This is a genomic window from Actinoplanes sp. L3-i22, from assembly GCF_019704555.1.
Taxonomy (GTDB): domain Bacteria; phylum Actinomycetota; class Actinomycetes; order Mycobacteriales; family Micromonosporaceae; genus Actinoplanes.
In genome coordinates this window covers 1,844,945-1,871,204 of sequence record NZ_AP024745.1, presented here as the reverse complement: position 1 = coordinate 1,871,204, position 26,260 = coordinate 1,844,945, and the positions used below count along the sequence as shown (strand labels likewise).

24 protein-coding genes and 1 riboswitch are annotated in these 26,260 nt (G+C 71.3%); of the genes, 1 reads left to right on the top strand and 23 read right to left on the bottom strand.

Annotated features, from left to right (window positions below; genetic code table 11):
* Positions 1–40: 40 nt before the first annotated feature.
* The 23 genes from L3i22_RS08625 to L3i22_RS08515 all read right to left on the bottom strand — a co-directional run bounded on the left by L3i22_RS08625 (position 41) and on the right by L3i22_RS08515 (position 24,366).
* Positions 41–970 carry an RluA family pseudouridine synthase gene (locus L3i22_RS08625; RefSeq protein WP_221326445.1) on the bottom strand — a complete coding sequence of 310 codons (930 nt, stop codon included), beginning with the start codon at positions 968–970 and terminating at the stop codon, positions 41–43.
* A complete protein-coding gene (gene lspA, locus L3i22_RS08620) occupies positions 967–1,572 on the bottom strand; it encodes a signal peptidase II (RefSeq protein ID WP_221326444.1) in 606 nt (201 codons plus the stop codon). The genes L3i22_RS08625 and lspA overlap by 4 nt, the downstream gene beginning before the upstream one ends.
* Positions 1,545–1,970, bottom strand: coding sequence for a TraR/DksA family transcriptional regulator (locus L3i22_RS08615; protein ID WP_221326443.1), 426 nt, complete (start codon positions 1,968–1,970; stop codon positions 1,545–1,547). Before L3i22_RS08615 ends, lspA begins: the two co-directional genes overlap by 28 nt.
* Positions 1,971–2,248: 278 nt before the next feature.
* Positions 2,249–2,554, bottom strand: a complete 306-nt coding sequence (locus L3i22_RS08610) for a DUF167 domain-containing protein (RefSeq protein ID WP_221326442.1) — start codon at positions 2,552–2,554, stop codon at positions 2,249–2,251.
* Positions 2,555–2,599: 45 nt separating this feature from the next.
* Positions 2,600–3,565 (bottom strand): hypothetical protein, encoded by a 966-nt coding sequence (locus tag L3i22_RS08605; RefSeq protein ID WP_221326441.1) that lies wholly within the window; start codon positions 3,563–3,565, stop codon positions 2,600–2,602.
* Positions 3,566–3,632: 67 nt separating this feature from the next.
* Complete coding sequence (locus tag L3i22_RS08600) at positions 3,633–4,448, bottom strand: DivIVA domain-containing protein (protein ID WP_221326440.1); 816 nt, start codon at positions 4,446–4,448, stop codon at positions 3,633–3,635.
* Between the two features lie 43 nt (positions 4,449–4,491).
* Positions 4,492–4,797 (bottom strand): YggT family protein, encoded by a 306-nt coding sequence (locus L3i22_RS08595; protein WP_221326439.1) that lies wholly within the window; start codon positions 4,795–4,797, stop codon positions 4,492–4,494.
* A gap of 23 nt (positions 4,798–4,820) precedes the next feature.
* Positions 4,821–5,570, bottom strand: coding sequence for a cell division protein SepF (locus tag L3i22_RS08590; RefSeq protein WP_221326438.1), 750 nt, complete (start codon positions 5,568–5,570; stop codon positions 4,821–4,823).
* Between the two features lie 190 nt (positions 5,571–5,760).
* On the bottom strand, positions 5,761–6,492 hold the full coding sequence (locus L3i22_RS08585) for a YggS family pyridoxal phosphate-dependent enzyme (RefSeq protein WP_221329859.1): 732 nt from the start codon (positions 6,490–6,492) through the stop codon (positions 5,761–5,763).
* A 21-nt stretch (positions 6,493–6,513) separates the two neighbouring features.
* Positions 6,514–7,635 (bottom strand): cell division protein FtsZ, encoded by a 1,122-nt coding sequence (ftsZ, locus tag L3i22_RS08580; protein ID WP_221326437.1) that lies wholly within the window; start codon positions 7,633–7,635, stop codon positions 6,514–6,516.
* Between the two features lie 299 nt (positions 7,636–7,934).
* Positions 7,935–8,702 (bottom strand): cell division protein FtsQ/DivIB, encoded by a 768-nt coding sequence (locus L3i22_RS08575; protein ID WP_370644417.1) that lies wholly within the window; start codon positions 8,700–8,702, stop codon positions 7,935–7,937.
* Positions 8,703–8,704: 2 nt separating this feature from the next.
* Positions 8,705–10,141, bottom strand: coding sequence for a UDP-N-acetylmuramate--L-alanine ligase (gene murC / locus L3i22_RS08570; RefSeq protein WP_221326436.1), 1,437 nt, complete (start codon positions 10,139–10,141; stop codon positions 8,705–8,707).
* A 34-nt stretch (positions 10,142–10,175) separates the two neighbouring features.
* Complete coding sequence (gene murG, locus L3i22_RS08565; protein ID WP_221326435.1) at positions 10,176–11,282, bottom strand: undecaprenyldiphospho-muramoylpentapeptide beta-N-acetylglucosaminyltransferase; 1,107 nt, start codon at positions 11,280–11,282, stop codon at positions 10,176–10,178.
* Positions 11,282–12,658, bottom strand: a complete 1,377-nt coding sequence (locus tag L3i22_RS08560) for an FtsW/RodA/SpoVE family cell cycle protein (protein ID WP_221326434.1) — start codon at positions 12,656–12,658, stop codon at positions 11,282–11,284. Before L3i22_RS08560 ends, murG begins: the two co-directional genes overlap by 1 nt.
* 89 nt (positions 12,659–12,747) lie before the next feature.
* Positions 12,748–12,972, bottom strand: a complete 225-nt coding sequence (locus L3i22_RS08555) for a hypothetical protein (protein WP_221326433.1) — start codon at positions 12,970–12,972, stop codon at positions 12,748–12,750.
* Between the two features lie 691 nt (positions 12,973–13,663).
* On the bottom strand, positions 13,664–14,779 hold the full coding sequence (mraY, locus tag L3i22_RS08550; protein WP_221326432.1) for a phospho-N-acetylmuramoyl-pentapeptide-transferase: 1,116 nt from the start codon (positions 14,777–14,779) through the stop codon (positions 13,664–13,666).
* A complete protein-coding gene (gene murF, locus L3i22_RS08545) occupies positions 14,776–16,167 on the bottom strand; it encodes a UDP-N-acetylmuramoyl-tripeptide--D-alanyl-D-alanine ligase (RefSeq protein ID WP_221326431.1) in 1,392 nt (463 codons plus the stop codon). The genes mraY and murF overlap by 4 nt, the downstream gene beginning before the upstream one ends.
* The gene (locus L3i22_RS08540; protein ID WP_221326430.1) at positions 16,164–17,669 is read right to left on the bottom strand and encodes a UDP-N-acetylmuramoyl-L-alanyl-D-glutamate--2,6-diaminopimelate ligase; all 1,506 of its coding nucleotides are present in this window, start codon (positions 17,667–17,669) and stop codon (positions 16,164–16,166) included. The genes murF and L3i22_RS08540 overlap by 4 nt, the downstream gene beginning before the upstream one ends.
* 57 nt (positions 17,670–17,726) lie before the next feature.
* Positions 17,727–19,919, bottom strand: a complete 2,193-nt coding sequence (locus tag L3i22_RS08535) for a penicillin-binding transpeptidase domain-containing protein (protein ID WP_370644529.1) — start codon at positions 19,917–19,919, stop codon at positions 17,727–17,729.
* Positions 19,920–20,087: 168 nt separating this feature from the next.
* On the bottom strand, positions 20,088–20,768 hold the full coding sequence (locus tag L3i22_RS08530) for a hypothetical protein (RefSeq protein WP_221326428.1): 681 nt from the start codon (positions 20,766–20,768) through the stop codon (positions 20,088–20,090).
* Between the two features lie 179 nt (positions 20,769–20,947).
* Positions 20,948–22,123 (bottom strand): 16S rRNA (cytosine(1402)-N(4))-methyltransferase RsmH, encoded by a 1,176-nt coding sequence (gene rsmH, locus L3i22_RS08525; protein WP_370644416.1) that lies wholly within the window; start codon positions 22,121–22,123, stop codon positions 20,948–20,950.
* A gap of 149 nt (positions 22,124–22,272) precedes the next feature.
* Positions 22,273–22,704: a division/cell wall cluster transcriptional repressor MraZ gene (gene mraZ, locus L3i22_RS08520; protein ID WP_221326426.1), complete on the bottom strand. Its 432-nt coding sequence runs from the start codon at positions 22,702–22,704 to the stop codon at positions 22,273–22,275.
* Between the two features lie 879 nt (positions 22,705–23,583).
* On the bottom strand, positions 23,584–24,366 hold the full coding sequence (locus L3i22_RS08515) for a C40 family peptidase (protein WP_221326425.1): 783 nt from the start codon (positions 24,364–24,366) through the stop codon (positions 23,584–23,586).
* A gap of 54 nt (positions 24,367–24,420) precedes the next feature.
* Positions 24,421–24,605: riboswitch (cyclic di-AMP (ydaO/yuaA leader) on the bottom strand.
* 414 nt (positions 24,606–25,019) lie between these two features.
* On the opposite strand from L3i22_RS08515, the gene L3i22_RS08510 reads away from it, so the two are divergent.
* Positions 25,020–26,240, top strand: coding sequence for a Mur ligase family protein (locus tag L3i22_RS08510; protein ID WP_221329857.1), 1,221 nt, complete (start codon positions 25,020–25,022; stop codon positions 26,238–26,240).
* Positions 26,241–26,260 lie beyond the last annotated feature (20 nt).

Genomic DNA, 26,260 nt, shown 5'->3' with positions numbered 1-26,260 from the left:
CGAGGCGCGGGTCCCACCGTGTGTCTCCCGAATCAGCAGGTCAGCCGACGTCCTGCAGGACGTCGAGGGCGTACTTCAGGTCAGCCGGGTACTCGCTGACGAACCGGACCTCATCATGCGTACGAGGGTGCAGGAACGCCAGCTCCTTGGCGTGCAGCCACTGCCGGTCCAGCTTCAGCCGGGCCGCCAGGGTCGGATCCGCACCGTACGTGAGATCGCCGGCGCACGGGTGCCGCATCGCCGAGAAGTGCACCCGGATCTGATGGGTGCGCCCGGTCTCCAGCCGTACGTCGACCAGGCTGGCGGAGCGGAACGCCTCCAGCGTGTCGTAGTGGGTGACGCTCGGCTTGCCGTCGGACATCACCGCGAACTTGTAGTCGGCCGTCGGGTGCCGGTCGATCGGGGCGTCGATCGTGCCCCGCAGCGGATCGAGGTGGCCCTGCACCACGGCGTGGTAGCGCTTCTCCACCTCGCGCTCCTTGAACGCCCGCTTCAGCACGCTGTAGGCCACCTCGGACTTGGCGACCACCATCAGCCCGGTGGTGCCGACGTCCAGCCGGTGCACGATGCCCTGGCGCTCGGCGGCGCCGCTGGTGGCCACGTTCTGCCCCATCGCGGCCAGGCCGCTGACCACGGTCGGTCCGGTCCAGCCCGGGCTCGGGTGGGCGGCCACGCCGACCGGCTTGTCCACCACCACGATGTCGTCGTCGCTGTAGATCACGGTCAGCCCGTGCACCGGCGCGGCGACCATCACCGGCGCGGTGATCGGCGGCGGCAGGGTCACCTCGAGCCAGGAGCCCGCGGCGACCTTGTCCGATTTCGGCCGGGGAATGCCGTCGACCAGCGCGTCGCCGGCCTCGACCAGCGAGGCCGCGGCCGTCCGGGAGAGCCCGAAGAGCCGGGAGACCGCCTGGTCCAGCCGCATGCCGTCAAGACCATCCGGAACCGGAAGGGAACGTGAGCCGCTCATGCCGTCTCCTCCGTTCCGGTTGAAGTGTCCGATTCCGCCTTCGCTTCGCTCTTGCCCTTCAGGCGGCTGCCGTCACGCTGCCGCCCGGTCAGCTCGAGCAGCACCGCGAGGCAGACCCCGACGGTGAGGCAGCTGTCCGCGATGTTGAAGACCGCGAACCTTTCGCCGTACGGCGCGAACACGCTGATCATGTCGACCACGTGCCCCTGGAACGGGCCGGGCGCGCGGAACAGCCGATCGGTCAGATTGCCCAGCGCGCCGCCGAGCACCAGCCCGAGCGCGAGCGCCCACGGCGCCGACCGCAGCTTCGTCGCCATCCAGCCGATCCAGCCGATCACCACCAGCGTGATCAGCGGGAAGATCCAGGTGTACGCACTGCCGAAGCTGAACGCCGCCCCGCTGTTGCGCAGCAGGGAGAGATAGATCAGGCCACCGAAGATCTTGACCGGTTCGTTCGGGTCGAGATTCTCGGTGGAGAGGTGCTTCACCCACTGGTCGATCGCCAGCGCGATGAGCGCGGTCGCGCCCAGCACGGCCACGGCGCGCGGGGCGAACCGGGGGGCCTTTTCGGCGTTCAGCGTCTTTCCTCCAACTGCTTGCACGAGACACAGAGAGTCGCGGACGGGAAGGCGGCCAGTCGTTCCACCGGAATCTGGTTACCGCACTTCTCGCACCAACCGTAGTTGCCCTGCCCGAGACGCTCGATGGCGCGTTCCACCTGTGTGATCCGCTCGAGCAGGTTGTTCGCCAGGGTGATCTCCTGCTCCCGCTCGAACGTCTTGGTGCCGGTGTCGGCCTGGTCGTCCCCGGCCGAGTCGGCGAGCCGCTCGCGCGACAGCGCGGTGATCTCACTGAGCGCCTGATCGTACTCGGCCTGCAGCTCGCCCAGCCGCGTCACCAGAGCTACCCGGATCTCCTCGGTCTCCGCCGCGGAGCGGGTGCGTCCCGCGCCGCCGTTCGCACCACTCTGCGCGGACCGGATGTCGGTTGCCTTGGCCATCGTCGCTCCCTCGGCCGCGCCCGGCGCGGCGATCAGCGGTTCCTCGAACCGGCGACGGTGCCCTCCACGGCAGTCCCGCCGGCTCCCTGCATTCCTCGCGGCGCGCCGGGCGGTCCTGCCCGCGCCCACCCCGGCCCCGCATCCCACGACAAACCGGCACGAACACGCCACCGGCCCGCCGGATACACGACGATACACTCTGGGCCACTTCGCCATCACCTGCTGTCAGCCGGACCCGGCCCCCGCGGCGGCCCCTCGGCCCGGCATCGACCGGCGGCTCAGGCGGCGAGCAGCCGCGCCAGACGGGGCTCCAGCTCCGCGGCCGGGGCGTCGACGGTGAAGACCTTGTCCCGGCTGGTGGCGCCGATCCGCAGCGCCACGTCGGCGGCCCGGACCCCGAGCGCGTCCGCCAGCGCCCGCCGCACCGCCTCGGTCGCCCGGCCGTCCACCGCGGGCGCCCCCACCGCGACGATCAGCGCCGGACCGTGCGGCCCGGCATACGTCCCACCGACCCGGTTCCGCCCCGCCCCGGGCCGGACCCGGACCGCCACCGAAACCCCGGCCGGCACTCCCCGCGCCGCCATGCCCGTAGTCCTTTCCAGCACCCGGCCCGAGCCGGCCGCGGTGCGTCAGCGGCGGACGTTCGCGCCGAGCAGCCGGTCGACCGGGCGGCACAGGCCGCACGGGCTGAAGCCCAGCTCGACCGCCTCGGCCGCGGGCAGCGGCTCGGTCAGACGGCCGACCAGGTGCGGGCAGTCGGCCATGTGGTACCTCGGCCGCCCGTCCACCACCAGCACCTCGACGTCGAGCCGGGCCACCTGGAACGCGTCGGTCGGCCGGACCGACTGCGGCAGCGGCTCGTCGTCCGGATCGTCGTCGTCCGGCTCGGCGAACTCGTCCACGAGCGCCGGATCCGCGCCCTCGGCGTCGGCCCCCGAGCCCGGCCCGGGGAGGACCGGACCGGCGGACGGCCCGGGGTGGCCGGCGGCGGGCTCGAACGGCTCGGCGGCCGGCTCCGGGACCGGGCGGGCCCAGGCCTGCTCGTCCCCCGGCTCGGCGGTCGGCCGGCGCCACGCCTGGTCGTCGTCCGCGCCGCCGCGGGCCGCGCCGATCGTCGACGAGGCGGCCTGATAGTCCGCCCGGGAGCCGGGCGATACGACGCTTTCGTCCGGCAGATGTGTTCCCGCGTCAGGCGCGCGTTCCCCCGTACGGGGAAGATCCTGGTCTGGTCCTTGATCTGCCGACGGCCGATCCACGTATACGTGATCAGCGGCGGGAGAGCCGATCGGGTCGGTCCGTCCCGTCGCGGTGGTGGAGTCGCCGGGGTACCCGGAATCGGCTGCGGACGCGGCGCCGGCCGGGGCAGAATCGTGGGCGTCGGGCGCCCCCGCGGTGCGGCGCGGAGCGGGACCGGGGGGCGGCGGGAAGTCATCCGCCGGGTCCGGCATGTCGGCCGGCTCGGGGGCCGCCGCCTGGCGAGCCGCGTTCTGCCGGCCGCCGATGACGAGGGCGACCGCGGCCAGCAGACTGGCCACGATCGACACGATGAGAAGACTGCTCGACCCGCGGACCAGGCCGATCGCGATGCATACCACCGCGACGAGGATGAGCGGGAGACTAGCAGGAATCATGGCTCATCCTCGTCGAGGTGCGGGGCTGTGGTCAGCGACCCGATTCGATGGCGTTGGTACGGCCACCGTAGGAACCGGCCAGGCCGGCCGCGGCGAGACCGCCGGAGCCACCGACCGCACGGCTCGCGTCCGCCCGCGCCATCTCGGCCTCCAGACCCTGGCCACGGCCGTCGAGGTCGCGCAGCTGGCTCTCCAGGTAGGCCTTCAGCCGCGTGCGGTACTCCCGCTCGAACTGCTTCAGCTCCTCGATGTGCTTCTGCAGCGCGGTCCGCTTGGCGTCCAGGCCGCCCATGGCCTCCTGGTGCCGCTGACGCGCGTCGCGCTCGAGGGCGTCGGCCTTGGCCCGGGCCTCCCGGGTGACCTCCTCCGCCTTGGAACGGGCGTCGGAGAGCAGCTTGTCGGCCTCGCGGCGGGCGTCGGACACGTGGTCGTCGGCGGTGCGCTGGGCCATCATCAGCACCCGGAGAGCCTGCTGCTCACCGTCGGCGCCGGTCGGGCCGCCGGCGCCCGGGCCGGGGCCCTGCGCGCGCACCTGCTCCAGCTCGGCCTGCATCTGCCGGGCGGCCTGCTCGGCCGCGGACTTGTCCCGCTGGACGCGGTCAAGCTGGCCCTTCAGGTCGTTGAGCTCGGCCGCGAGGCGGGGGTCGGCACTCGGACCGGCTGGCGCGCCACCCCGACCGCCGCGCTCCACCTGGGCGCGCAGCTCGTTGTTCTCTTCGATCAGACGGGCGAGTTCGCGCTCGACCTCATCCAGGAAGGCGTCGACCTCCTCCTCGTCGTACCCCCGCTTGCCGATCGGGGGCTTCTTGAAGGCGACGTTATGCACGTCGGCCGGGGTCAGCGGCATCGAAACTCCTCGGGTCAGTCGCGGCCGCGGTTGGGGCTGCTGTCTAGCTGTAGCTCAAGATGAGATTACCCAGCACTAACTGCATGAGCACGAACAGGATAACCAGCAGCACGATGGAAGCCAGGTCCAAACTCACGTTACCAATGCGCAGCGGTGGGATCACACGCCTCAACGCCTTGAGAGGTGGATCCGTGACGCTCCACACCAATTCGAGTGTGGCCGAGGCTCCCCGCCCGGGCTGCCAGCGACGCCCGTACTGCAGCACCGCTCCCAACACGAACCTGCCCAGCAGCAGCAGGAAGAAGAAGTACACCAACAGATAGAGGATCTGGAACACGATCGACAGCACGTCAGGCGGATCCCTCGTTCGGGTCAACTCTGGGTGAAGAAGCCGCCCTCAGCGATCTTGGCCTTGTCCTCCGCGGTGACCTGGACATTTGCCGGTGAGAGCAGGAAAACCCGGTTGGTCACGCGCTCGATCGTACCCCGCAGGCCGAACGCCAGCCCGGCGGCGAAGTCGACCAGTCGGCGAGCATCGGACTCATCCATCTCGGTGAGGTTGATGATGACCGGCACGCCGTCCCGGAAGTGCTCGCCGATCGTCCGCGCCTCGCGGTACGTCGTGGGGTGCAGCGTGGTGATCTGATACCGCTGCTCGTCCTCGATCGGCCGGTGCTGCACCTGCGGCTGGTGCACCGGCTGCGGGGCGAGTGCCAGGTTCTCCCGGGTGGAGTAGGTCATCGCCGAGGACTGCTCGGGCGCCACCGAGGGGCGGGTGATAGAGCGGACACTGCTGCCCCGCTCGATCCGGTCGTCCTCGTCCCGGTCCAGCTCGGCGCGGACCGAGGAGGCGCGCTCACTGAGCCGGCCGGACCGCTCGGACCGGTCCCGCTCGGGGCGCGACCGCGGCACCGGGCGCTCCTCCTCGACCTCGTCGTCCTCGAAGCCGCCGTCGGCGTACCGGTCGCTCGCGGAGTAGCGGTGGTCACGATCGTGGTCGCGGCCGCCCCGGGACGACGACCGGTAGGAGGACCGCTCCGCGTACCCACGCTCCTCGTAGTCGCGGTCGTCCTCCTCCTCGGCGAGTCCCAGCCAGACGGCCGCCTTACGGAAAGTACTCATGCCCCCACCTCCGTCCGCTCTTGCGGCCCGCGCCCCCTCTTGGCGTGCCGCGTCCCCCCTGGCGAGCCGGACATCGAGTCCGATTCGGACCCGTGACCCGCTGCGACGCTGCGTCGTCGGACGCCACCGCCGCCCCGTGAGGACGCGTCGCGTAAAACAACACCTGTGTAGTTTGCTGCCCGCCGCAAGGCTACCGCAGCGAGTTTCGCATCCCGAGTAAAGATGTACCGATCCGTACGTGTGTCGCCCCGTGCCGGACGGCCTCTTCCAGGTCCCCGCTCATGCCCGCCGAGACGGTCGTCGCGCCGGGATGCGTCGCGACGAGCTGACCAGCCAATTCGGCCAGTCGCGCGAAGGCCTGCCCGGGTTCCTGGCCGAGCGGGGCGACGGCCATCAGGCCGCCCAGCCGCAGACCGTCCGAAGAGGCCACCGCGTCGGATACCCGCCAGAGATCGTCACCGGCCACGCCCCCACGGGCCGGATCACCGTCCAGACTCACCTGGATCAGCACCTCGAGCGGCTCGCCGCGCACCGCGGCGGCGGCCCGGTCCAGCGCCGCGACCAGGCGGAGCGAGTCCACGGACTCGACCACATCGGCGTACGCCGAAATGGATTTTGCCTTGTTGCGCTGCACCTGGCCGACGAAGTGCCAGCGCAGGCGCACACCGGCGGCCGACACCTCGGCGGCCTTGCCGGACGCTTCCTGGTCCTTGTTCTCCCCGACGTCGGTGACGCCGAGCCCGGCGAGCAGCAGCACATCGCTCGCCGGGTACGTCTTGGTCACCGCGGTCAGGGTCACCGACCCGGCCGGACGACCGGCCGCCTGACAGGCCGCCGCGATCCGCTCATGCACGTGCTCGAGATTGGCGGCGAGCTGGGCCCGCCGCCAATCTTCAGTTCCCACCCACCGCCCCGCGATCATTCCCATCGGCCATCAGTACGGTCAGGAACCGTTCTTCAGGAAATCCGGCACGTCCACATCGTCGAAGAGCACGTGCTTGCGCGGTGCCGGCGTGGACGGCGGGACCGGCGCGATCGCCGGCAGCGAGGCCGACGAGCTGACCGCCGGCGGGTTGTGCTGCTTGCGCACGGGCGCCTCGGCCGGCTTGTACGAGGGCGAGCCCCCGTCGAATCCGGCCGCGATCACGGTCACCCGCACCTCGTCGCCGAGCGCGTCGTCGATGACCGCGCCGAAGATGATGTTCGCGTCCGGGTGGGCCGCGTCGGTGACCAGCTGCGCCGCGTCGTTGATCTCGAACAGACCGAGATCGGAGCCACCGGCGATGGAGAGCAGCACGCCGCGCGCGCCGTCCATGCTCTGCTCCAGCAGCGGGCTGGAGATCGCCCGCTCGGCCGCCTCGACCGCGCGGTTGTCGCCGCGCGCGCTGCCGATGCCCATGAGCGCGCTGCCCGCGTTGCTCATCACGCTCTTGACGTCGGCGAAGTCCAGGTTGATCAGACCCGGCGTGGTGATCAGATCGGTGATGCCCTGAACACCGGAGAGCAGCACCTGGTCGGCCTGGCGGAACGCGTCCATCATGCTGATGCCGCGGTCGCCGAGCGCCAGGAGCCGGTCGTTCGGGATCACGATCAGCGTGTCGCACTGATTGCGCAGCTCGTCGATGCCGGCCTCGGCCTGCACCTGACGCCGCTTGCCCTCGAACGAGAACGGCCGGGTCACCACGCCGATGGTCAGCGCGCCCAGCTTGCGGGCGATGTTGGCCACCACGGGGGCGCCACCGGTACCGGTGCCGCCGCCCTCGCCACACGTCACGAAGACCATGTCGGCCCCCTTGAGGACCTCCTCGATCTCGTCCCGGTGGTCCTCGGCGGCGCTCTTGCCGACCTCGGGCTGCGCGCCGGCGCCGAGGCCGCGGGTCAGTTCCCGGCCGACGTCCAGCTTGACGTCGGCGTCGCTCATCAGCAGGGCCTGGGCATCGGTGTTGATCGCGATGAACTCGACGCCCTTGAGCCCAACCTCGATCATGCGGTTCACGGCGTTCACGCCGCCGCCGCCGATGCCTACGACCTTGATGACCGCAAGGTAGTTGTGCGGAGGTGTCATCGGGCTCAGCCTTCCCTTCCGGGGTTGGCGGATGTCGAGGGCCCCTGCGGCTCCGACGAGGGATCCGCACTTCGACATCCACTGCCGTACAAGGGAGGGCGAGGAAACCCTCACCCTCTACTAGAGGTTTATAGTTATGTCAACCATAAGAACCTCTCGACGCAACGTATGCGGACATCGCGCCGGGACCAAAGAACCCGGACGGCGTGTCGCGTCCGCTTACCAGGTGAGTATCCGACTGACCCGTAACCTCGACGCTTATATTCCGTTCGTACGCCTTTGTCTGGTTAGCACCCCGGTTAGCGAATAGTCACGATTTTCGGGACGCTGACGTCGAACTCCTTGCCCGCGCGCTTCACCAGCGCCGTGGCCACCTCGCTCTTGCGCTCGCTCTGGGTGTCGTCCCCCCAGATCACCACCCGGCCGTCGCGCAGCTCCAGGCGGATGCCGGCCGGCGAGGTCACCGAGATGGCGACCAGTTGCTCGCGCAGATCGGCGCTGAGCGCCGCCAGCACGGTCAGCGCCGAGCCGGTGCTCGAGTCGGCCGGCCCCGGGGTCGCGAGCTTGGCCAGCGGCAGGCCGGCCGGCGCCGCGGCGACCACCCGGAACGGCACGCCCCCGCCGTCGATCAGGGTGAACTGCGCACCGGTCGGGACCGCGGCCACCGCGACCCGCTCGACCACCTCGATCCGCAGCGTGGACGGCCAGCTGCGGGTCACCGTCACCTTGCCGACCGGGGCCAGGCCGCGCACCCGGGCACTGACCTGATCCAGGTCGACCCGGGCGAGCGGGCGCCGGTCCGGCACCGCGGCCGCCGCGCGCACCTCCTGCGGGTCCAGCGTCTGGGCGCCGACCACGTCGACGGTCCGCACGCCGAGCAGCGAGGTGCCGTAGACCACCCAGGCCACGCCGCCGGCGACCAACAGCGCGCCGGCGCCGACCAGCCAGGGCAGGGCGGCCCGGAACTTCCGCTGCCGGGCGCGGGCCATGAACCGGCGCGCGGACGGCGGCACCGCGTCGGTGTCCGCCCGCACCAGGCGCCAGTTGCGCGTGCCCCCGCCCGCCACGGTCAGCCCGCGAGACCCGGCTGGAGGTCCGCCTCGGCCAGCGCGGCCAGCAGCTCGTCACCCATCAGCGAGATCGGCGGCGCGCCCATGGTCACCACCACGTCGCCGGGACGGCTGCGGCGGACCACCTCGGCCGGTACGTCCTCCCAGTCCGGGACGAACACCCGGCTCTCGGCCGGCAGGTCGATCGCGGCGGTCAGGGCGAGCCCGCCCTCGCCCGGCCCCCGGGTCTCCCCCGGGCCGAACACCTCCATCACGATCACCTGGTCGGCGACCGCCAGGCCCTCGGCCAGCTCGGCCTGCAGATCGCGGGTGCGGTACACCCGGTACGGCTGGAAGACCACCAGCAGACGCCCGTCGCCGGCCACCTCGCGCAGCGTGCGCAGCGCGGCCAGCACCGAGGTCGGGTGGTACGCGTACTCGTCGTAGACCCGCACGCCGGCCGCGATGCCCTTGCGCTCGAACCGGCGGCGGACGCCCGGGAACGACGCCAGCGCCTCGGCGATCTTGTCCAGCGGCAGGCCCAGCTTGAGCGCGGTGAGCACGGTCGCCGCGCTGTTCAGGCCCATCAGCTTGCCGGGCATCGCCAGCTTGAGCTCGCCCAGCGACTCGCCGTGCAGCTCGGCGTGGTAGCGCACCCCGCTCACGGTCGACACCACGTCGCTGATCCGCAGGTCGGCGTCCTCGGCTTCGCCGTACGTGTAGACGGTCTTGCCCTTGGCCCGGAGCCCGGCGATCAGCTCCTCGGTGCCGGGACCGTCGGCGCAGGTCACCACGAAGCCGTCGGCCAGCTCGCCGAACTCCAGGAAGCCCGCCTTGAGCGTCTCCAGGTCACCCCAGTTGTTGAGGTGATCGCCCTCGATGTTCGTGATGATCGCCACGTGCGGGCGGTAGATCAGGAACGAGCGGTCGTGCTCGTCGGCCTCGGCCACGAAGTGCGGCCCGCTGCCGTGGTGGCCGTTGGACCCGGCCGACGACATCTCGCCGCCGATCACGAACGACGGATCCTGCCCGGCGTGCTGCAGGATCACCGTCATGATCGAGGTGGTGGTGGTCTTGCCGTGGGTGCCGGCCACCGCGATGGTCTGCCGGTCCGTCATCGCCGCCGCGAGCGCCTCGGAGCGGTGCAGCACCCGCAGCCCGCGCCGGCGCGCCTCGACCATCTCCACGTGATCCTTCGGGATCGCGGTGGAGTAGACGACCGTGTCGACACCGTCCAGGTTCGACGCCTCGTGGGCCATGTGCACCGTCCCGCCGAGCGCGCGCATCCCCGCCAGGGCGGGCCATTCGCGCAGCTCGCTGCCGGAGACCGGGATGCCCCGGGTCAGCAGGAGACGGGCCAGGCCGGCCATGCCGACCCCGCCGATCCCGATCAGATGGACGCTGCCCAGGTCCTCGGCGGTCGTCTCACCGGCCGGCGTCAGCTCCGCCGTGTTCACCAGGTCTCTCCTTCAGTCACAGGCTCAACGGGCCTCATCGGTCCACCGCCTCCAGAACGAAGCGCAGCAACTGCTCGTCACCGTCGCGACGGCCGTACCCGGCGGCGGCGTGGCCCATCGCGGCCAGCCGCTGCCGGTCACGCGCCAGCGGGACGATGTTCCGCTCGATCCACTCCGGGGTCAGCTCACTGTTGTCGACCAGCATGCCGCCACCCGCCTCGACCACCGGGAGCGCGTTGCGCCGCTGCTCCTGATTGCTGAACGGGTACGGCACGTAGATCGCCGGCAGGCCGAGCGCGGTCGTCTCGGCCACCGTGATCGCCCCGCCGCGGCAGAGCATCAGGTCGGCGGCAGCGTATCCGAGTTGCATCTCGGAGAGGTAGGGCACGACGACATAGGGCACCGGCAGGTCGGTCGGCACCTCGAACGGGTCGTTCCGCCCGCCCTGCACGTGCAGCACCTGGATGCCGGCGTGGGCCAGCCGCTTGGCCGCCGCGGCCACCGCCAGGTTGATCGTCCGCGCGCCGGAGGAGCCGCCGGAGACGAACAGCACCGGCAGGTCCGGGCGCAGTCCGAAGTGGTAGAGCGCCTGCGGGCGCAGCGCCGGCCGGTCCATCTGGGTGATCCCGGTCCGCAGCGGGACGCCGACCAGGCGCGCGTTGCGCAGCGACTCGGCCTGCTCCAGCTGGTGCGGGAAGCCGACGGCGACCCGCTTGGTGAACTTCATGCCCATCCGGTTCGCGACGCCCGGGGGCACGTTCACCTCGTGGATCACGATCGGCAGCTCGCGGCGCCAGGCGGCCACGTAGGCCGGGGTGGAGACGTAGCCGCCGAACCCGACGACCACCTCGGCACCCACCTCGTCGATGATGTCGCCGGCCGCGGCGGCCGACTTGATCATCCGGTCCGGGGTGCGCAGCAGGTCCAGATTCAGCGACCGGGGCAGCTGGAAGGCCGGGATCACCCGCAGGTCGTAGCCGGCCGCCGGGATGAGCTGGTTCTCCATCCCCTTGGGGCTGCCGAGCGTGGTGATCCGGATGTGCGGGAAGTGCCGGCGCAAGGCGTCGGCGAAAGCGAGCAGCGGATAGATGTGTCCACCGGTGCCTCCTCCGGCGAGCACCACCGACCGCAGCTGCACCATCACCTTCTCCTCTCGCCCCCCGTGCCCACGGGCGTCTCACGCGCTTGTCCCGGCCGCCGGGGCGGGGGAACCGGCGGCAGCGGGGCCCAGACTAGTCGTACCCATCGAGAGGTCGGACGGGCGTTCAGGGCCCGGGCCGCGTCCGGCTCCGCACGGGCGAACGAGGCCAGGATCCCGATCGCCGCCATGGCCACGATCAAGGCACTGCCACCTGCGGAGATGAACGGTAGCGGAAGCCCGGTGATGGGCAGCAGGCCGACCACCCCGCCCATGTTGATCACGGCCTGGGCGACCAGCCAGGTGGTGATCGCGGTGGCCGCGAGCCGGCGGAACGGGTCGGCCGAGCGGCGGGCGATCCGGAACCCGGTGAACGCCAGCACCGAGAAGAGCGCCAGCACCACCGCGCAGCCGACCACGCCGAGCTCCTCGGCGACGATCGCGTAGATGAAGTCGTTCTCCGCCTCCGGGACCCAGCCCCACTTCAGCGCGCCCTTGCCCAGGCCGACGCCGAACCAGCCGCCCTCGAAGATCGCCGAGCGACCCTGGATCAGCTGGTAGCAGACGTCGGCGTTGCACTTGTCGAGCGGAGTGAGGAACGCGGTCAGCCGCTGCACGCGGTAGTTCGTCGCGTCCGCCGAGCCGGAGCCGGCGCCCCGGGACGCCGCCGCGATCAGCAGGCCGATCCCGGTCAGGCCGAGCACGCCGAGCGCGCCGAACACCCGCATCCGCACGCCGGCCGCCCAGAGCAGGCCGACGATCAGCGCCAGCAGGACCAGCATGGTGCCGACGTCGTTGTAGCCGACCAGGATGAAGAGCAGGCCGATCACCGGGAAGAGCGGCATCGCCAGCTCTTTCCAGTGCCCCAGGGCCGGGCCCTTGCGGGCGATCACGTCGGCGCCCCACAGCACCATGCCGAGCTTGGCCAGCTCGGAGGGCTGCAGGCTGACCCCGCCGAAGGAGAGCGAGAGCAGGCTGACCGAGATCGGGCCGACCGGTTCGCTCTCCTGCGCGCCGATGTCCTTGATCATCACGACCAGGTTCTGGAAGGTGAGCAGGAGGATCGACGCGCCGAGCACGTACTTGCCCAGGGTGCGCAGGGTGATCGCGGGCAGCCGCTGGCAGATCCAGAAGGCGACCAGGCCGAGCAGGGCGTACACCGCCTGGCTGGAGATCGCCGAGAACGCGTTCCCGTTGGCGGCGTACGCCTTCACGCTGGTCGCCGAGAAGACCATGGTCAGCCCGATCAGCAGGAGCAGGCCGGCGCAGGCGATCAGCAGGTAGTAGGACGAGAGGGGGCGGGCCAGCAGCCCGTGCACGGCGGGCAGGAACTGCCGGCTCAGTGACGGGCGGGCCTTCGGGGAACGGTCGTCCGCCATGCCCCCATCATCGTCCGGCGATCACGCCATCGACGTGCACCGTCGATGGCGTGTCGCAGGAGGGTTTGTCGCGTGCGCCACGACCACGGTCAGGCGGCGCACAAGGTATATGCCGAGGCGTTCACCGACAGGGCGGGCGAGAAGATGAGCTCCCATTTGGTGAGAATCGAGGCATGCCGGTAGCTGCCGATCAACTTGCCGGCATCCGCCGCGGCTACGACGAGGCTGACGCCGATGGCCTGACCCGAGCTACAGGTCACCTCGTAGGTAGTGGAGCCGGAGTTCAGAACCGTAGGTTCCGAGACGACGCTCATCGATCCGGCGGGACCAGCGGGGCCCGTGGGACCGGCAGGACCGGGGATACCGGGGAGACTGATCCCGGGCATACCCATCATTCCGGGGGCACCAGCAGGGCCCGTGGCACCAGCAGGGCCGGTGGCACCAGCAGCACCCGTGGGACCGGTCGCGCCGGTAGCGCCGGCCGGGCCGGTAGCGCCCTGCGGACCGGACGCACCGGGCGGCCCCGACGGGCCCACCGAGCCGGCCGGGCCAGGCTCGCCGGGCGCGCCAGGGGCGCCGGGGAGGCCCGGGACACCGCGCAGGCCGATCTGGTTCCAGGACCGCATGGTCTCGCCACTCCGGCAGCTCGTCGTGTCGGCGGAGACCCAGCGCATGGCGCCGGTCTTCCGCACCACGCACACCCGCATCGTCGCGACCACCGCGGTCGCCGCGGCGAAGGCGTCGGCGGTGCCCGGCGGTGGGGTGGCCCGGTCGCCGGCGACCGCCGCGGTGGCGCCGGCCAGTACGGTTGCCATGGCACCCGCCGAGGCGAGCAGGACACGAGAAATCATCGATGGATCCGTCCTCTGGGCGATGGTTGGCGCTCATCAGCCTAGGAAGAAATCAGACCCTTTCGGGGGAAAACGGCGGCATTGGCCAACACCCCGGGAAACGCCGGGGGGCCGCGGCGCGATCGCCACAGCCCCCCGGTCACGCCGAACCTCGCTAACCCATGACCGCCAGATGGTCGCTGTAGAACAGGCCCAGGCCGATCGACGCGCAGATGCCCGCGATGATCCAGAACCGGACCACGATGTTCACCTCGGACCAGCCCGCCAGCTCGAAGTGGTGCTGCAGCGGCGACATCCGGAACACCCGTTTACCGGTCGTCTTGAACGAGATGATCTGGATGACCACGGACATCGTGATGATCACGAACAACCCGCCGATGATCACCGAGAGCAGCGTGGTCCGGGTGGCCACCGCCAGGCCGCCGATCAGGCCGCCGAGGCCGAGCGCCCCGGTGTCGCCCATGAAGATCCGGGCCGGGTTGGTGTTCCACCACAGGAAGCCGACCAGGGCGGCCGCCGCGGCCGCCGCGATCAGCGCGATCTCCAGTGGATCTCGCACCTGGTAGCAGTGCGCCTCGGTGAGCGCGCTGGTGCTCCGGTAGTTGTCGTCACCACACCAGTGCCGGTACTGCCAGAAGCCGATCAGCGAGTACGCCCCGAGGACCAGGATCGACGAGCCGGTGGCCAGGCCGTCCAGGCCGTCGGTCAGGTTCACGCCGTTGGACATCGCCATGATCACGAAGACGAAGACCATCACCGCGCCGACCTTGCCGACGTCCAGCCAGCTCACGTCCCGGATGAAGGAGATCTTCTCGCTGGCCACGGTCTGGCCGTTGGTGCTCGGGAAGTAGAGCGCCGCGATACCGAAGGCGGTGCCGACGATCAGCTGGCCGAGCAGCTTGCCCTTGGCGCTGAGACCGTCCGAGTTGCGCTTGCGGATCTTCAGGAAGTCGTCCATGAAGCCGACCGCGCCGCAGAACACCAGCAGCCCGAGCAGGACCAGGGCGGTCATGGTCGGCCGCTCCTGGGCGATCTGCCGGTCCGGCAGCGTGGTCAGGGCGAGGTGGCCGGCGACGTAGGCGAAGACCGTCGCCAGGATGAAGGCCACGCCGCCCATCGTCGGGGTGCCCCGCTTGCCCTGGTGCGAGGCGGGGCCGAGGGTACGGATCGGCTGTCCGGCCTTGAGCGCCGAGAAGACCCTGATCGCGACCGGGGTGCCGAACAGCGAGATGAGAAAGGCGACCGCGGCCGCGACGATGACTGCCCTCACGTGGGCTGAACCTCCTCGGAACGCCGGAGCCAGTCGGCGACGTCCCATGTGCGGTACCGGGAACCCTTGACCAGCACGACGTCGTCGGCGCGCAGGTCGTTCCGGAGTAACTCGATCGCGGCGGCCTGGTCGGCGGCGAGGTGCGCGGCGCCCCGCCATCCGCCCACCTCCGCGGCCCCGTCCAGGATCGGGCGGGCGTTCTCCGCCACCACGATCAGCCGGTCCACACCGAGCTCGGCGGCCAGGCGGCCCACCTCGGCGTGCCCGGGCACCTCGTGGTCACCGAGCTCGGCCATGTAGCCGAGCACGGCGGTGGTGCGCTTGCCGGTCCCCATCGCGGCGAGCGCGTGCAGCGCCGCCGCGGTCGACGACGGGTTCGCGTTGTAGGAGTCGTCGACGACGGTCGCGCCGTTGCGACCCTCGAACACGTCCATCCGCCGGCCGGAGACGATGCCCACCTCGCCGAGCGCGACGAGCAGCTCCGCGAAGGCCATCCCCGCGGTCAGCGCGACCGCCGCGGCGGCCAGCGAGTTCGCCACCTGGTGCCGTCCGGCCACCCCGAGCCGGACCTCTCCCCGATCAAAACCATGCTTCAGTACGTACGAAGCCCGCCCCGCCGAGTCCACCGCGACCTCGGTGGCCCGCAGGTCCGCGCCCTCGGCCTCGCCGACCAGCAGCACCCGCGCCCCGGTGCGCGACGCCATCGCCGACACCAGCGCGTCGTCCGCGTTCAGCACCGCCACGCCGTCCGCCGGCAGCGCCTCGACCAGTTCCCCCTTGGCCAGCGCCGTGCCCTCGACCGACCCGAACTCGCCGAGGTGCGCCGCCCCCACGTTCAGGACCACGCCGATCGACGGCCGGACGATGTCGGTCAGGTACCGGATGTGCCCCACCCCGCGGGCGCCCATCTCCAGCACCAGGAAGCGGGTCTTCTCGTCGGCCTGCAGCACCGTGTACGGAAAGCCCAGCTCGTTGTTGAGCGACCCGGCCGGCGCCACGGTCGGCCCGAGCCGGGACAGCAGCTGCCCGAGGTAGTCCTTGGTGGTGGTCTTGCCGGACGAGCCGGTCAGCCCGACGACGGTCAGCTCGGGCAGCCGCCCGACCACCTCGTGGGCCAATTTCGCCAGCGCGTCCAGCTGGTCCTCGACCACCACACCGGGCACCCCGGCGTCGCGGGTGCCGAGGACCCCGGCCGCGCCGGCCGCGACCACCTTCGGGCCGAAGTCGTGCCCGTCCGCCTTCTCGCCGGCGAACGCCACGAACAGGCCGCCCGGGCCGACCTTGCGGGAGTCGTACTCGACCCCGCCGGTGACCGTCTCCGCGCCGTCGCTGTTGACCAGGCGACCGCCGGTGATCGTGGCGATCTCGCCGAGGGAGAGCGGGATCATGAGCGACCGCCCAGTGCCGCGGCCAGCTCGATCCGGTCGTCGAACGGCAGCACCTGGCCGTTCACCTCCTGACCCTGTTCGTTGCCCTTGCCCAGGACGGCGATCACGTCGCCGGCCGCGGCCAGCCGGACCGCCTCGTCGATCGCCGCACGGCGGCCGGCCACCTCGACCACCTTGGTGGCGGTGTGCGCCTCCTCGGCGCCACGGCGCACGGCCTCCCGTACCGAAGAAGGGTCTTCGGTCCTGGGGTTGTCGTCCGTGATGATCACCAGGTCGGCGCCGTGCGCCGCGGCCTCGCCCATCAGCGGGCGCTTGCCCCGGTCCCGGTCGCCGCCGGCGCCGAGCACGCAGATCAGCTGCCCGCCGCGGGCGGTGGCCAGCTCGCGCAGCGCGGCCAGGGCGGCGACGATCGCGTTCGGCTTGTGCGCGTAGTCGACGACGCCGAGCACCTCGCTGTCCGCCTCGACCTGCTCCAGCCGGCCGGGCACGCCCCGGCACTCCAGGATCCCGCGGCCCGCGACCTCCGGGTCGATCCCGACCGCGGCCAGCAGCGCCAGCGCGAGCAGCGCGTTCGCCACGTTGTGCAGGCCGGGCAGCGCCACGCCGGTCGCGACGGTGCGGCCGCCGGGCCCGTGCGCGGTGAACAGCTGGCCGAAGGCGGACGGCCGCACGTCGGCGGCCCACCAGGTCGCCGCCGAGTCGCCGGTCGCCGAATAAGTCACCGTTTCAGGTGACGAGAGCGACATGACGGCGGGATCGTCGTAGTTCAGGACGCCGATCGCCGACCGGCCGTCGAACAGCCGGGCCTTCGCCGCGAAGTACTCCTCCGACGTCGGATGGAAGTCCAGGTGGTCCTGGCCGAAGTTGGTGTAGCCGGAGGCCGCGAAGCGGATCCCGTCGGCCCGCCCCATCACCAGGGCGTGGCTGGACACCTCCATCACCACGGCGGACACGCCACGCTCCACCCCGGCCGCCAGGATCGCCTGCAGGTCGGGCGCCTCGGGGGTGGTCCGCACGCTCTTGACCACGAAGTCGCCGAGCCGGGTCTCCACCGTGCCGACCAGGCCGGTGACCTTCCCGGCCGCCCGCAGCCCGGCCTCCACCAGGTACGACGTCGAGGTCTTCCCGGCCGTCCCGGTGATGCCGATCATGGTGAGCCGCCGGGACGGCTCGCCGTAGATCGCCGCGGCGGCCGCGCCGAGCACCGCTCTCGGATCCTCGGCGACCAGCACCGGCAACCCGGCGGCGAGCGCGAGGTCGCGCCCGTCCGGGTTGGTCAGCACCGCCACCGCGCCGAGCCGGGCCGCGTCGGCGACGAACTCGGCACCATGCCGGTTCGCGCCGGGCAGCGCCGCGTAAAGATCGCCAGGGCGCACTGCGCCACTACTGTGAGTGACCCCGGTGACAGCGATGTCACCACCGTGCAGCGTGGCCTCGAGCAGCTGCGCGAGCTGGCTCAACGGCAACGGTGCGACGGTCTCGGGTCGGGGAATGCCGGACACGGCGTCAGACCCTACCCGGTACTCCGCGCGTTCCCGTCAACGCCATGCGCCCTGATCTCATCCATGGATCTTGAAGGTCGGCGGCTTCGTGGTGGACGGTGGCACAAAGTTATGAAGCAGGGTGTAGGACATGATCTGGGAGAAGGCCGGGGCGGCCACCTCGCCGCCGGTGCCCTTCGCCACGTCCATCGCGACCGCGACGACGTAGCGCGGGTTCTCGGCCGGCGCCATGCCCACGAACGAGCTCGCGTTGTGGCTGGTGTACTGCCCGTCGACGACCATCCCGCCGGTGCCGGTCTTGCCGGCCACCCGGTAACTGGGGACCTGCGCCTTGACGCCGGTGCCGTCGTCCTCGGTCACCGCCTCCATCAGCGTCCGCAGCTGGGCGGCGATCTTGGCGTCCAGCACCCGGTGCGTCTCCGGGGCGGGCCCGGGCGTCTCCGTCCCGTCGGCGCCGGAGATCGTCGACTTGATCAGGTGCGGCTGGATGTAGACGCCGTCGTTGGCGATCGCGCCGTAGCCGGCCGCCATCTGCACCAGGGTCGCCGAGACGCTCAGGCCGATCGGGACCGAGCCGTACGCCGAGCCGCTCCACTCGTCCGGCTTCAGCAGCAGCCCGCTCGCCTCGCCGGGCATGCCCTCGCCGGTCGCCGTGCCCAGCCCGAACTTCTGCTGGTACTCGTAGATCTTGTCCTTGCCCAGCTGGTCGCCGATCCGGATGGTCCCCACGTTGGACGAGTAGGCCAGGATCCCGGCGATCGAGAGCTGGGTGCCCTTGGCCTGCTGGTGACTGTCCTTGAACGAGGTGTCGCCCTTCCGGATCGCCGGCGCCACCTCGATCGTCGAGTCCGGCGTGATCAGCCCCTCCTGCAGGGCCGCCCCGATCACGAACGGCTTGTGGCTGGAGCCCGGGTCGGTGACCACCGCGGTCGGCACGTCGATCCGGTCCGCCGGGTCGTAGTCCTGCGGCTTGGCCGCGTTGTAGGACGGGTAACTGGCCTGGGACACGATCTCGCCGGTCTTGATGTCCATCACCACCGCGCCGGCCACCGTGGCGTGGTTCTTCTCCGCCTCGGCGTCCAGGATCCGCTGCGTGTTGTACTGCACCCAGCGGTCGATGGTCAGCTTCAGCGAGCTGCCCGGCTTGGCCGCGGTCTCCTGCTCGTAGCCGCCGGTGATGGGCACGTTCAGATTGCCCGCACCGGTCTCGAAGACCCGCTTGCCGTCGGTGCCGTGCAGCAGGTCGTCGTAGCGCGCCTCGAGGCCCTCCAGGCCGTGCTGGTTGTCCCCGGTGAACCCGATCAGGTTCGCCGCGAGGTCCTTGCCGGGCACGTCCCGCCGCTCGTCGATGTGCGTGTAGATGCCCGGCAGCTTCATCGCCTCGATCTCGCCGGCGATCGAGATGTCCACGCCCCGCTTCAGGTAGCGGAACTTCAGCCAGGTCCCCATCACCTGCTTGCGCTGCATCAGCGCGATCAGCGTGGACGGCGCGACGCCGAGCAGCGGGGCCAGTTTCCCGGCCGTGCCCGGGACGTCGCGCTGCAGCTTCTCGTTCTCCGGGTCGGCGTAGATGTACCGCGCCTCGACGCTGTTCGCCAGGATCGCCCCGTTGCGGTCCATGATGCTGCCCCGCGGCGCCGGCAGCTCGACCGTGCTGAGCCGCTTCTCGCGCAGTTTGACCAGGCTCTGCACCTCGGTCGGCGACGTCGCCACCTGCAGCACCACCAGCCGCACGCCGATCATGACGAACAGCGACAGCGCGAGCACCGTGCCGAGCCGCAGGCGGCGCGTGCTGTTGGCCAGCTTCGGCGGTTCGGCCGGCACCGGCCGGGGCCGGCGGGCCGGCGCCCGGACCGGGCCGCGGCGGCTGCGTTCGGTCACCGTCCGCCGTGGTCCGGGTTCCGGCTTGGGGGTACGGCGGGAAGCGGCGGCCCGGGCGGGCGGGGGATCACGCCGTACCCGGAAATCGTCGCGCGCCTCGGCCGGCCGCGGCCGTTTCGCCGGCGCGGCGGTCTCCCGGGTGGTCTCGCGTTTGTTCTCCCGCGCCTCGCGCGGCTCCCGCTTCTCCGGCGTCCGCTTCTCCGGCGTGCGCTTCTCGGTCCGCTCGCGGCCGGTCTCGCGGGGCTCGGCCGGGCGTGCGCCGCGCTGCCGGGCCCGGGTCCCGCCCTCGCCGCCCTCGACCACCTGCAACGCCGGCCGGAACGGGTCCGCGGTGCGCCCGGTCCGCGGGGTGCGTCCGCGCTCGGCCACCGTGCGGCCGCGCGGCGTGTACGCCCGCGCCTCACCGATGCCGGAGAAACCGCGCCGCTCGGGGCGCTCGGGCTCGTCTTGTCCCTCGGCGGGGACGGCACGGGACGCGCCGCGCCGGGGCGGAGTGCCCCGGCGCGGCGTCTCGTCGTCGGCTCGCGGCGACACGGCTTACTGCCCCGTTCCCACAGCGTTCTGGTCGGCGCCGTTCTGGCCGTCGGCGGTCTGGCCGGTGTTCTGACCCGTGGTGCTCTGACCGGTCGCGTTCTGGCCGGTCGCGTTCTGGCCGGTCGCGTTCTGGCCGGTCGCGTTCTGGCCGGTCGCGCCCTGGGTCGCCGGCGTGGCGGGTGCGTTCGCGGCGCCCGTCGTCAGCGACTCCTGGGCGGTGACCGAGGTCTGGCCCTTGCCCGGCGACGGCGTCCGGATGATCTTGCCGTCCGGCAGCCGGATCATCGCCGGCGGGTTCGCCTGCACCAGGCCCAGCCGGCGCGCGGCGGCCGCCAGGTTGCCCGGGCTGGACACCTGGTTCAGCTGCTGCTGCAGCTCCTGCTGCTGCTCGTCCAGGGTGGCCTGGTTCTTGCGCAGCGCCTCGAGCCGGAACGTCTGCTCCATGGCCTTGGTGTTGATCAGCTGAATGCCGACCACGCCGAGCAGCACCAGGGCGATCAGGCCGGCCGCGAACATCGGCCGCGGCGCCCGGATCGGCATCGGCGGCGCGACCCGCAGGCGGGGCAGGACCGGAACGGCTGCCTCGCCGGTGTCCAGCCGCTTCGCCGCGGTGCCCTCGATCTGCACCTGGATGTCCCCCTCGACGCGCAGCCCGGCGCCCCCGCGCCCCTCGTCGCTCCGCATCCCGGACCGGCGCGTGTCGGCGCCCCGTGGGCCGGCACCGGTCCGGCCGGACCTACGCGCCCCCCGCGCGTCGATCCCGCCGGTCGCGGCCTCGCGGGCCGCCCCGCGTCCACGCTCGCCGGCCGTGGACCGCGGTTGCGCCGCACGGCCCCCCGACCGCGGCGCGTTCGTTCGCTCGCTCATGCTTCCCCCTCCCCCTCATGGCTCGGCCCCGGGCGTCGCCGCCCCTGTCCCCCACCTCTGCCAGCCGTCCGGGGCCGCTCGCGGCCGGTCCCGGGCTGCTGGTTCGCCCTGCTCTGAAGCTCGTCGATCCGTTCCACCGCGCGCAGCTTCACCGAAGCCGCCCGCGGGTTCTCCGCCACCTCCGCCTCGCTGGGCAGTTCTGACCCCCTGGTCAGCAGCCGCAGCGTCGGACCCGTCCCGGGCAGTTCGACCGGCAGGTCGATCGGCCCGGTGCTGCGCGCCCTCGCGGTGAGCGCGCGCTTGACGATCCTGTCCTCCAGAGATTGATAACTCATCACCACAAGTCGCCCGGCGGGCGACAACGCGTCCAAAGCCGCCGGAATAGCGGATTCGAGCACGTCAAGCTCGGCGTTGACCTCAATGCGTAGTGCCTGGAACGACCTTTTCGCGGGATTTCCACCCGTTCGCCGCGCGGCGGCCGGGATGGCGTCCTTGATCAGCTCCGCCAGCCGGGCCGTCGAGACGATCCGGGCCTTCGCCCGCTCCCGCACGATCGACGAGACCACCCGCGGGGCGAACTTCTCCTCGCCGTACTGCCGGAGGATGCGGACCAGCGCACCCGGCTCGTACGTGTTGACGACCTCTTCCGCGGTGATCCCGCGGGACTGGTCCATCCGCATGTCCAGCGGGGCGTCCTGGGCGTAGGCGAACCCGCGGTCCGCCTCGTCCAGCTGCAACGAGGAGACGCCCAGGTCGAACAGCCCGCTGTCGATCGCCGGGATCCGCAGCTCGTCGAGCACCCGGGGCAGCTCGTGGTAGACGGCGTGCACCAGATGGATCCGCTCCTCGAAGCGGGCGAGCCGGTGCCGCGAATGGGCCAGCGCCTCGGTGTCCCGGTCCAGTCCGATCAGGACCGCCTCCGGGAACCGCTCCAGCACCGCCTCGGCGTGCCCACCGAGACCCAGCGTGAAGTCGACGTGCACCGCGCCGGGCCGGGCCAGAGCCGGGCCGAGCAGATCGAGGCACCGTTCCAGCAGCACCGGAACGTGCGTGCCGCGCGGCTCCCCCATGTCGACCCCCATTGACCCACCCGTTCGCGTTTCACACTCGGTTGTTACCAATATCGCTGCCCGTTCCGGCCCGGCCGCCCGTCCGTACCGCCAGATCCCCATCCGCTCTGTCCGTGCCCCGGTGAACCCGGACCCGGACACGCGCCTGGCGCCGGGGAAGAGGCGCCAGGAGCGGGAGCGGCTGGAGATCTCGCAGTACGGCAGCAGTGGCGTCCGGGCCGCACTCCCAGCGGCCCACCGAGTGCCACGCCCTACAGTCCGCCGGGCAGCACCCCCTCCTCGATGTCGGCGAACTCCTGCTCGCTCGCCGAGAGGTAGTCGTCCCAGGACTGCTTGTCCCAGATCTCGACCCTGGTGCTGGCCCCGATCACCACGAGATCCCGGCCGAGACTCGCGTACTCCCGCAGATGTGCGGGGATGGTGACCCGGCCCTGTTTGTCGGGAACCTCGTCGTGCGCGCTGGCGAAGAAGACCCGGCTGTACGCCCGCGCCGGCTTGTTGGTCACCGGCGCCTCGCGCAGCTGGCCCGCGATGCGCTGGAACTCCGGCATCGGGAACACGTACAGACAGCGTTCCTGTCCTTTGGTGATCACGACACCTCCCGCCAGCTCGTCGCGGAACTTCGCCGGGAGGATCAGCCGGCCCTTTTCGTCCAGCCGGGGGGTATGCGTGCCGAGGAACATCCGGCCCCCACCCCCTTGCCGTGGCGGTTTACCCCTTCGCGGAGGGGGCGGACCGCCTGTCAACTCGGGCCGGCAGGCTCCGCGGGTCGAGTCCCATGGTTCGGTTCCTCGGTCCTGCCACTGGGCCCCACTCTACTCCACTTCCCTCCACCTGCAACCCGAAAGCGAGTGCTCGCGAGCTGTTTTCGCGGACGTAATCCCAGTTCACAGGGGGTGGCTCGAAGTGGAGGGCGCGAGCATGATCCACGAGGTCCGGTTTCCGACATCCGGCGCACGAGGTTCGATAAGTCCCGCGCAAACCGGCCGAAAACCCCCTGGTGGAGGGATTCACCCGCGGGTGGGGAGGAAAGTGGAGCGCCGCGAGGGAGGAAAGTGGAGCCCACGAGCGGCGACTGTGGAGCGCGCAATCCCTCCACAAACACCCCCCAGCCGCGCCGCCGCCCTCGGCTCGACCGCGGCGGCGCCGCCGGCTCTGCGGCGGCTCCTGGCGGTGACCGCCCGCACCGCCGGCAGCGTGATCGAGGCCGCCGGCTGCGGCAAAGACCTGCTGGCGCTCAGGCCCATTCCCGCGCCGCGAGGCAGCCCTCAACGCCGGCCGAGACCGGCGGCCGGCGATCAGGGCTGCTTTCGGCGGCGCGAGGCAGCCCCACCCGCCCGGCCGGGCGGGTGGGAACGCCAGTGGGGCGCGACCCCGGGTTCGGGTCGCGCCCCACTGGCGTTGTCCCTTATTTACTTGGTGCTGTCCGCCGAATACGTCCGGCGAGACCTCCAGCAGCCAGGCCCCGCCCGCCGTCAACCACCCGGCGGATCACTGCCCGGCGTCAGCCGTCACGGCGGCGAACCGCCGCCCGGCAGGCGCGCCGAGCGGATCGACCCCGATCAGGCGGCGACCAGACGACGTACGACGTAGTTGCTGCCGTAGATCTTGTGCTTGCCGACCCGGGCGCCGGTGTGCGGCGAGTCGTACATGTACCCACCACCGGCGTAGATGCCCGCGTGGTACCCGTACGACCCCGACCGGAAGATGATCAGGTCGCCGACCTTCTTGCTCGACTTGCTGACCGCCTTGCCGTACTTCTGCTGGCTGTTCGCCTTGTGCGGCAGCGACTTGCCGGCCGCCTTCTTGTAGACGTACTTGGTGAACCCGGAGCAGTCGAAGCGCTTGGGCCCGGCGGCGGCGAACTTGTACAGCGCGCCGGTGTGCGACTTCGCCTCGGCCAGCACCTTCGCGCCGCTGGCCTTGATCGACACCTTCTTGCGGATGCTCGTGAACTGCGTGTACCCGGACCCGGTGAAGACGGTCCGGATGTAGATCGCCGACTTCGGCTTGGACGTGAGCGTGACCGTCCCGGTCTTGGACGTGTCGGTGTCCAGGTTCGCCCACTTGCCGTTGCGGTACCCCTGCAGGCGAACGGTGCCCTTGGCGATCTTCCCGGTACGTGGGTCGATGACCTTGGCGGTGACCTTGAGAGTCGAACCCCAGGCGAGGTTCAGGGTGTTGACCCGGTAGGTCAACGTGGGCTTCACCGCAGCCGACTCGGCGGCGGTGGTCGCGGTTTGCGCGGTGGGTGTCGTCGCCGCGGACGCGGGTGACGAAGCCATCAGCTGGCCGGCGCAGAGGCAGAACCCCAGAGAAAGTGCCGCGGTGGTGGCACCGGACATGCGACGGCTGCGGCTCGCGCGGTGGCGGCCCGAACGGTGTTCGTGCACGGTCAGGTTTTCCCTCCGGCACGCCTGCGAGGTTAGCTGTCGGGTTCGGGCGGGAAGGCTTGCCCGGCCACCGTGTGGTGGCTTCACCCCAAGGTCCTGCCTCCGCGTCGTCGGGTGGGACGGCGCGGCGCGGACCGGGTATTGGTTCCCCCGTCCCTGCCCCCTGATGCCTTAGTCAGCGTTTCTGTTCGTGCAGGTGGTCGCGTCCACCGGTCCGGGGCAGGGCTCGGCGTGAACCGGTTGAGCGCGAACCGGCGAGCGGATGCCGCCGGTGAATCTTTGGTACCCGACTTCGCCCATGAACGTTAGACGCCGTCTCGTCACTGTGCGTAGTTGGCACACTGGCCCCTGTCCAGTTTGTTACCTCCGCGAGACAAATGTCATCGCGCTTCGTAGTCGACCGCACACGCACTGTCGATCACCCCCAGTGAACCAGAACACACAAAAACTCAGGTGGTAACCCGTTCGTGATCGCGGAACGTCAACCATCGGCGCAAACGTGGTAACCCGTTCGGACTACCCGGCCTGGTCCGGTGATCCAGGCCTTCCGGCAACTCGACGTAACCCTCGGGTCCGGTACCCTCGCTGGCGTGACGGACGGGAAGATGCCTCTACGGGCCATTGTCGCGACCACCGCGTCGAAGACGGCGGCCGCGCTCTCCAGGGCCGCGGGACGCGGCGACGGGTCGGTGATCGGCGGCTGGATCGGTCTCAAGATCGATCCGGACCTCCTGGCCCACCTGGCGTCCGGCCGTGCCGTGGCGCTCGTGTCCGGCACCAACGGCAAGACCACCACGACCCGGCTCACCGCGGCCGCGCTCGGCGTGCTCGGCCGGGTCGCCACCAACGGGTACGGCGCGAACATGCCCACCGGGCACACCTCGGCGCTGGCGAAGGAGGGGCACACCCCGTTCGCGGTGCTGGAGACCGACGAGCACTACCTGCCCCAGGTGATCCAGGCCACCCGGCCCAAGGTGGTCGCGCTGCTCAACCTCTCCCGGGACCAGCTGGACCGGGCGAAGGAGGTGGCGATGATGGCGCAGCTGTGGAAGACCGCGCTCGCCGGCCACCCCGAGATCAAGGTGGTGGCGAACGCGGACGACCCGATGGTCGTCTGGGCGGCCAGCTCCAGCCCGCAGAGCACCTGGTTCAGTGCCGGCCAGCGCTGGCACGACGACTCGTTCGTCTGCCCGGAGAGCGGGCACCCGATCGAGCGGGCCAACGGCGACTGGTGGTGCACCGGCTGCCCGCTCCGCCGCCCGGCCCCGCAGTGGGTGGTCGAGGAGGACGGCGTCATCGACCCGCGCGGCGACTGGCACCTGGTCAAGCTGCAGCTCCCCGGCAAGGTCAACCTGGGTAACGCGGCCACCGCGCTCGCGGTCGCCGGCGAGTTCGGGGTTCGCCCGATCGAGGCGCTGCCCCGCCTCTCCCGGGTCACCTCGATCGCCGGGCGGTACGCGCAGGTCGACCGGGACGGCCGCAACATCCGCCTGCTCCTGGCGAAGAACCCGGCGAGCTGGCTCGAGGCGTTCGACATGGCCGACCAGGCGCCGACCCTGCTCTCGATCAACGCGCGGGACCCCGACGGTCTGGACACCTCCTGGCTGTGGGACGTCGACTTCGCCCCGCTGCGTGACCGGCCGGTGCTGATCACCGGTGACCGGGCGTACGACCTGGCCGTCCGCCTCCAGGTGAACCAGGTCCCGTTCCAGCACGTACACACCTTCGACGAGGCGCTGGCGCAGGTGCCGCCGGGCCGTCTCGAGGTGATCGCCAACTACACGGCGTTCCAGGACATCCGAGCCGGGCTCGACCGTGTCAACTGAGCCGTTCCCGCACCGTAGGA

Excerpts from the sequence above, each read along its gene's own strand:
- mraZ (WP_221326426.1), bottom strand. The coding sequence starts at position 22,704 with ATGTTCCTCGGCACGCATACCCCCCGGCTGGACGAAAAGGGCCGGCTG.
- L3i22_RS08585 (WP_221329859.1), bottom strand. The coding sequence starts at position 6,492 with ATGATCGCGGGGCGGTGGGTGGGAACTGAAGATTGGCGGCGGGCCCAG.
- murG (WP_221326435.1), bottom strand. The coding sequence starts at position 11,282 with ATGGTGCAGCTGCGGTCGGTGGTGCTCGCCGGAGGAGGCACCGGTGGA.
- L3i22_RS08600 (WP_221326440.1), bottom strand. The coding sequence starts at position 4,448 with ATGCCGCTGACCCCGGCCGACGTGCATAACGTCGCCTTCAAGAAGCCC.
- L3i22_RS08560 (WP_221326434.1), bottom strand. The coding sequence starts at position 12,658 with ATGGCGGACGACCGTTCCCCGAAGGCCCGCCCGTCACTGAGCCGGCAG.
- murF (WP_221326431.1), bottom strand. The coding sequence starts at position 16,167 with ATGATCCCGCTCTCCCTCGGCGAGATCGCCACGATCACCGGCGGTCGC.
- L3i22_RS08510 (WP_221329857.1), top strand. The coding sequence starts at position 25,020 with ATGCCTCTACGGGCCATTGTCGCGACCACCGCGTCGAAGACGGCGGCC.
- L3i22_RS08610 (WP_221326442.1), bottom strand. The coding sequence starts at position 2,554 with ATGGCGGCGCGGGGAGTGCCGGCCGGGGTTTCGGTGGCGGTCCGGGTC.
- L3i22_RS08555 (WP_221326433.1), bottom strand. The coding sequence starts at position 12,972 with ATGAGCGTCGTCTCGGAACCTACGGTTCTGAACTCCGGCTCCACTACC.
- L3i22_RS08515 (WP_221326425.1), bottom strand. The coding sequence starts at position 24,366 with ATGTCCGGTGCCACCACCGCGGCACTTTCTCTGGGGTTCTGCCTCTGC.
- L3i22_RS08530 (WP_221326428.1), bottom strand. The coding sequence starts at position 20,768 with ATGCGGAGCGACGAGGGGCGCGGGGGCGCCGGGCTGCGCGTCGAGGGG.
- L3i22_RS08625 (WP_221326445.1), bottom strand. The coding sequence starts at position 970 with ATGAGCGGCTCACGTTCCCTTCCGGTTCCGGATGGTCTTGACGGCATG.
- L3i22_RS08615 (WP_221326443.1), bottom strand. The coding sequence starts at position 1,970 with ATGGCCAAGGCAACCGACATCCGGTCCGCGCAGAGTGGTGCGAACGGC.
- ftsZ (WP_221326437.1), bottom strand. The coding sequence starts at position 7,635 with ATGACACCTCCGCACAACTACCTTGCGGTCATCAAGGTCGTAGGCATC.
- rsmH (WP_370644416.1), bottom strand. The coding sequence starts at position 22,123 with ATGGGGATCTGGCGGTACGGACGGGCGGCCGGGCCGGAACGGGCAGCG.
- L3i22_RS08590 (WP_221326438.1), bottom strand. The coding sequence starts at position 5,570 with ATGAGTACTTTCCGTAAGGCGGCCGTCTGGCTGGGACTCGCCGAGGAG.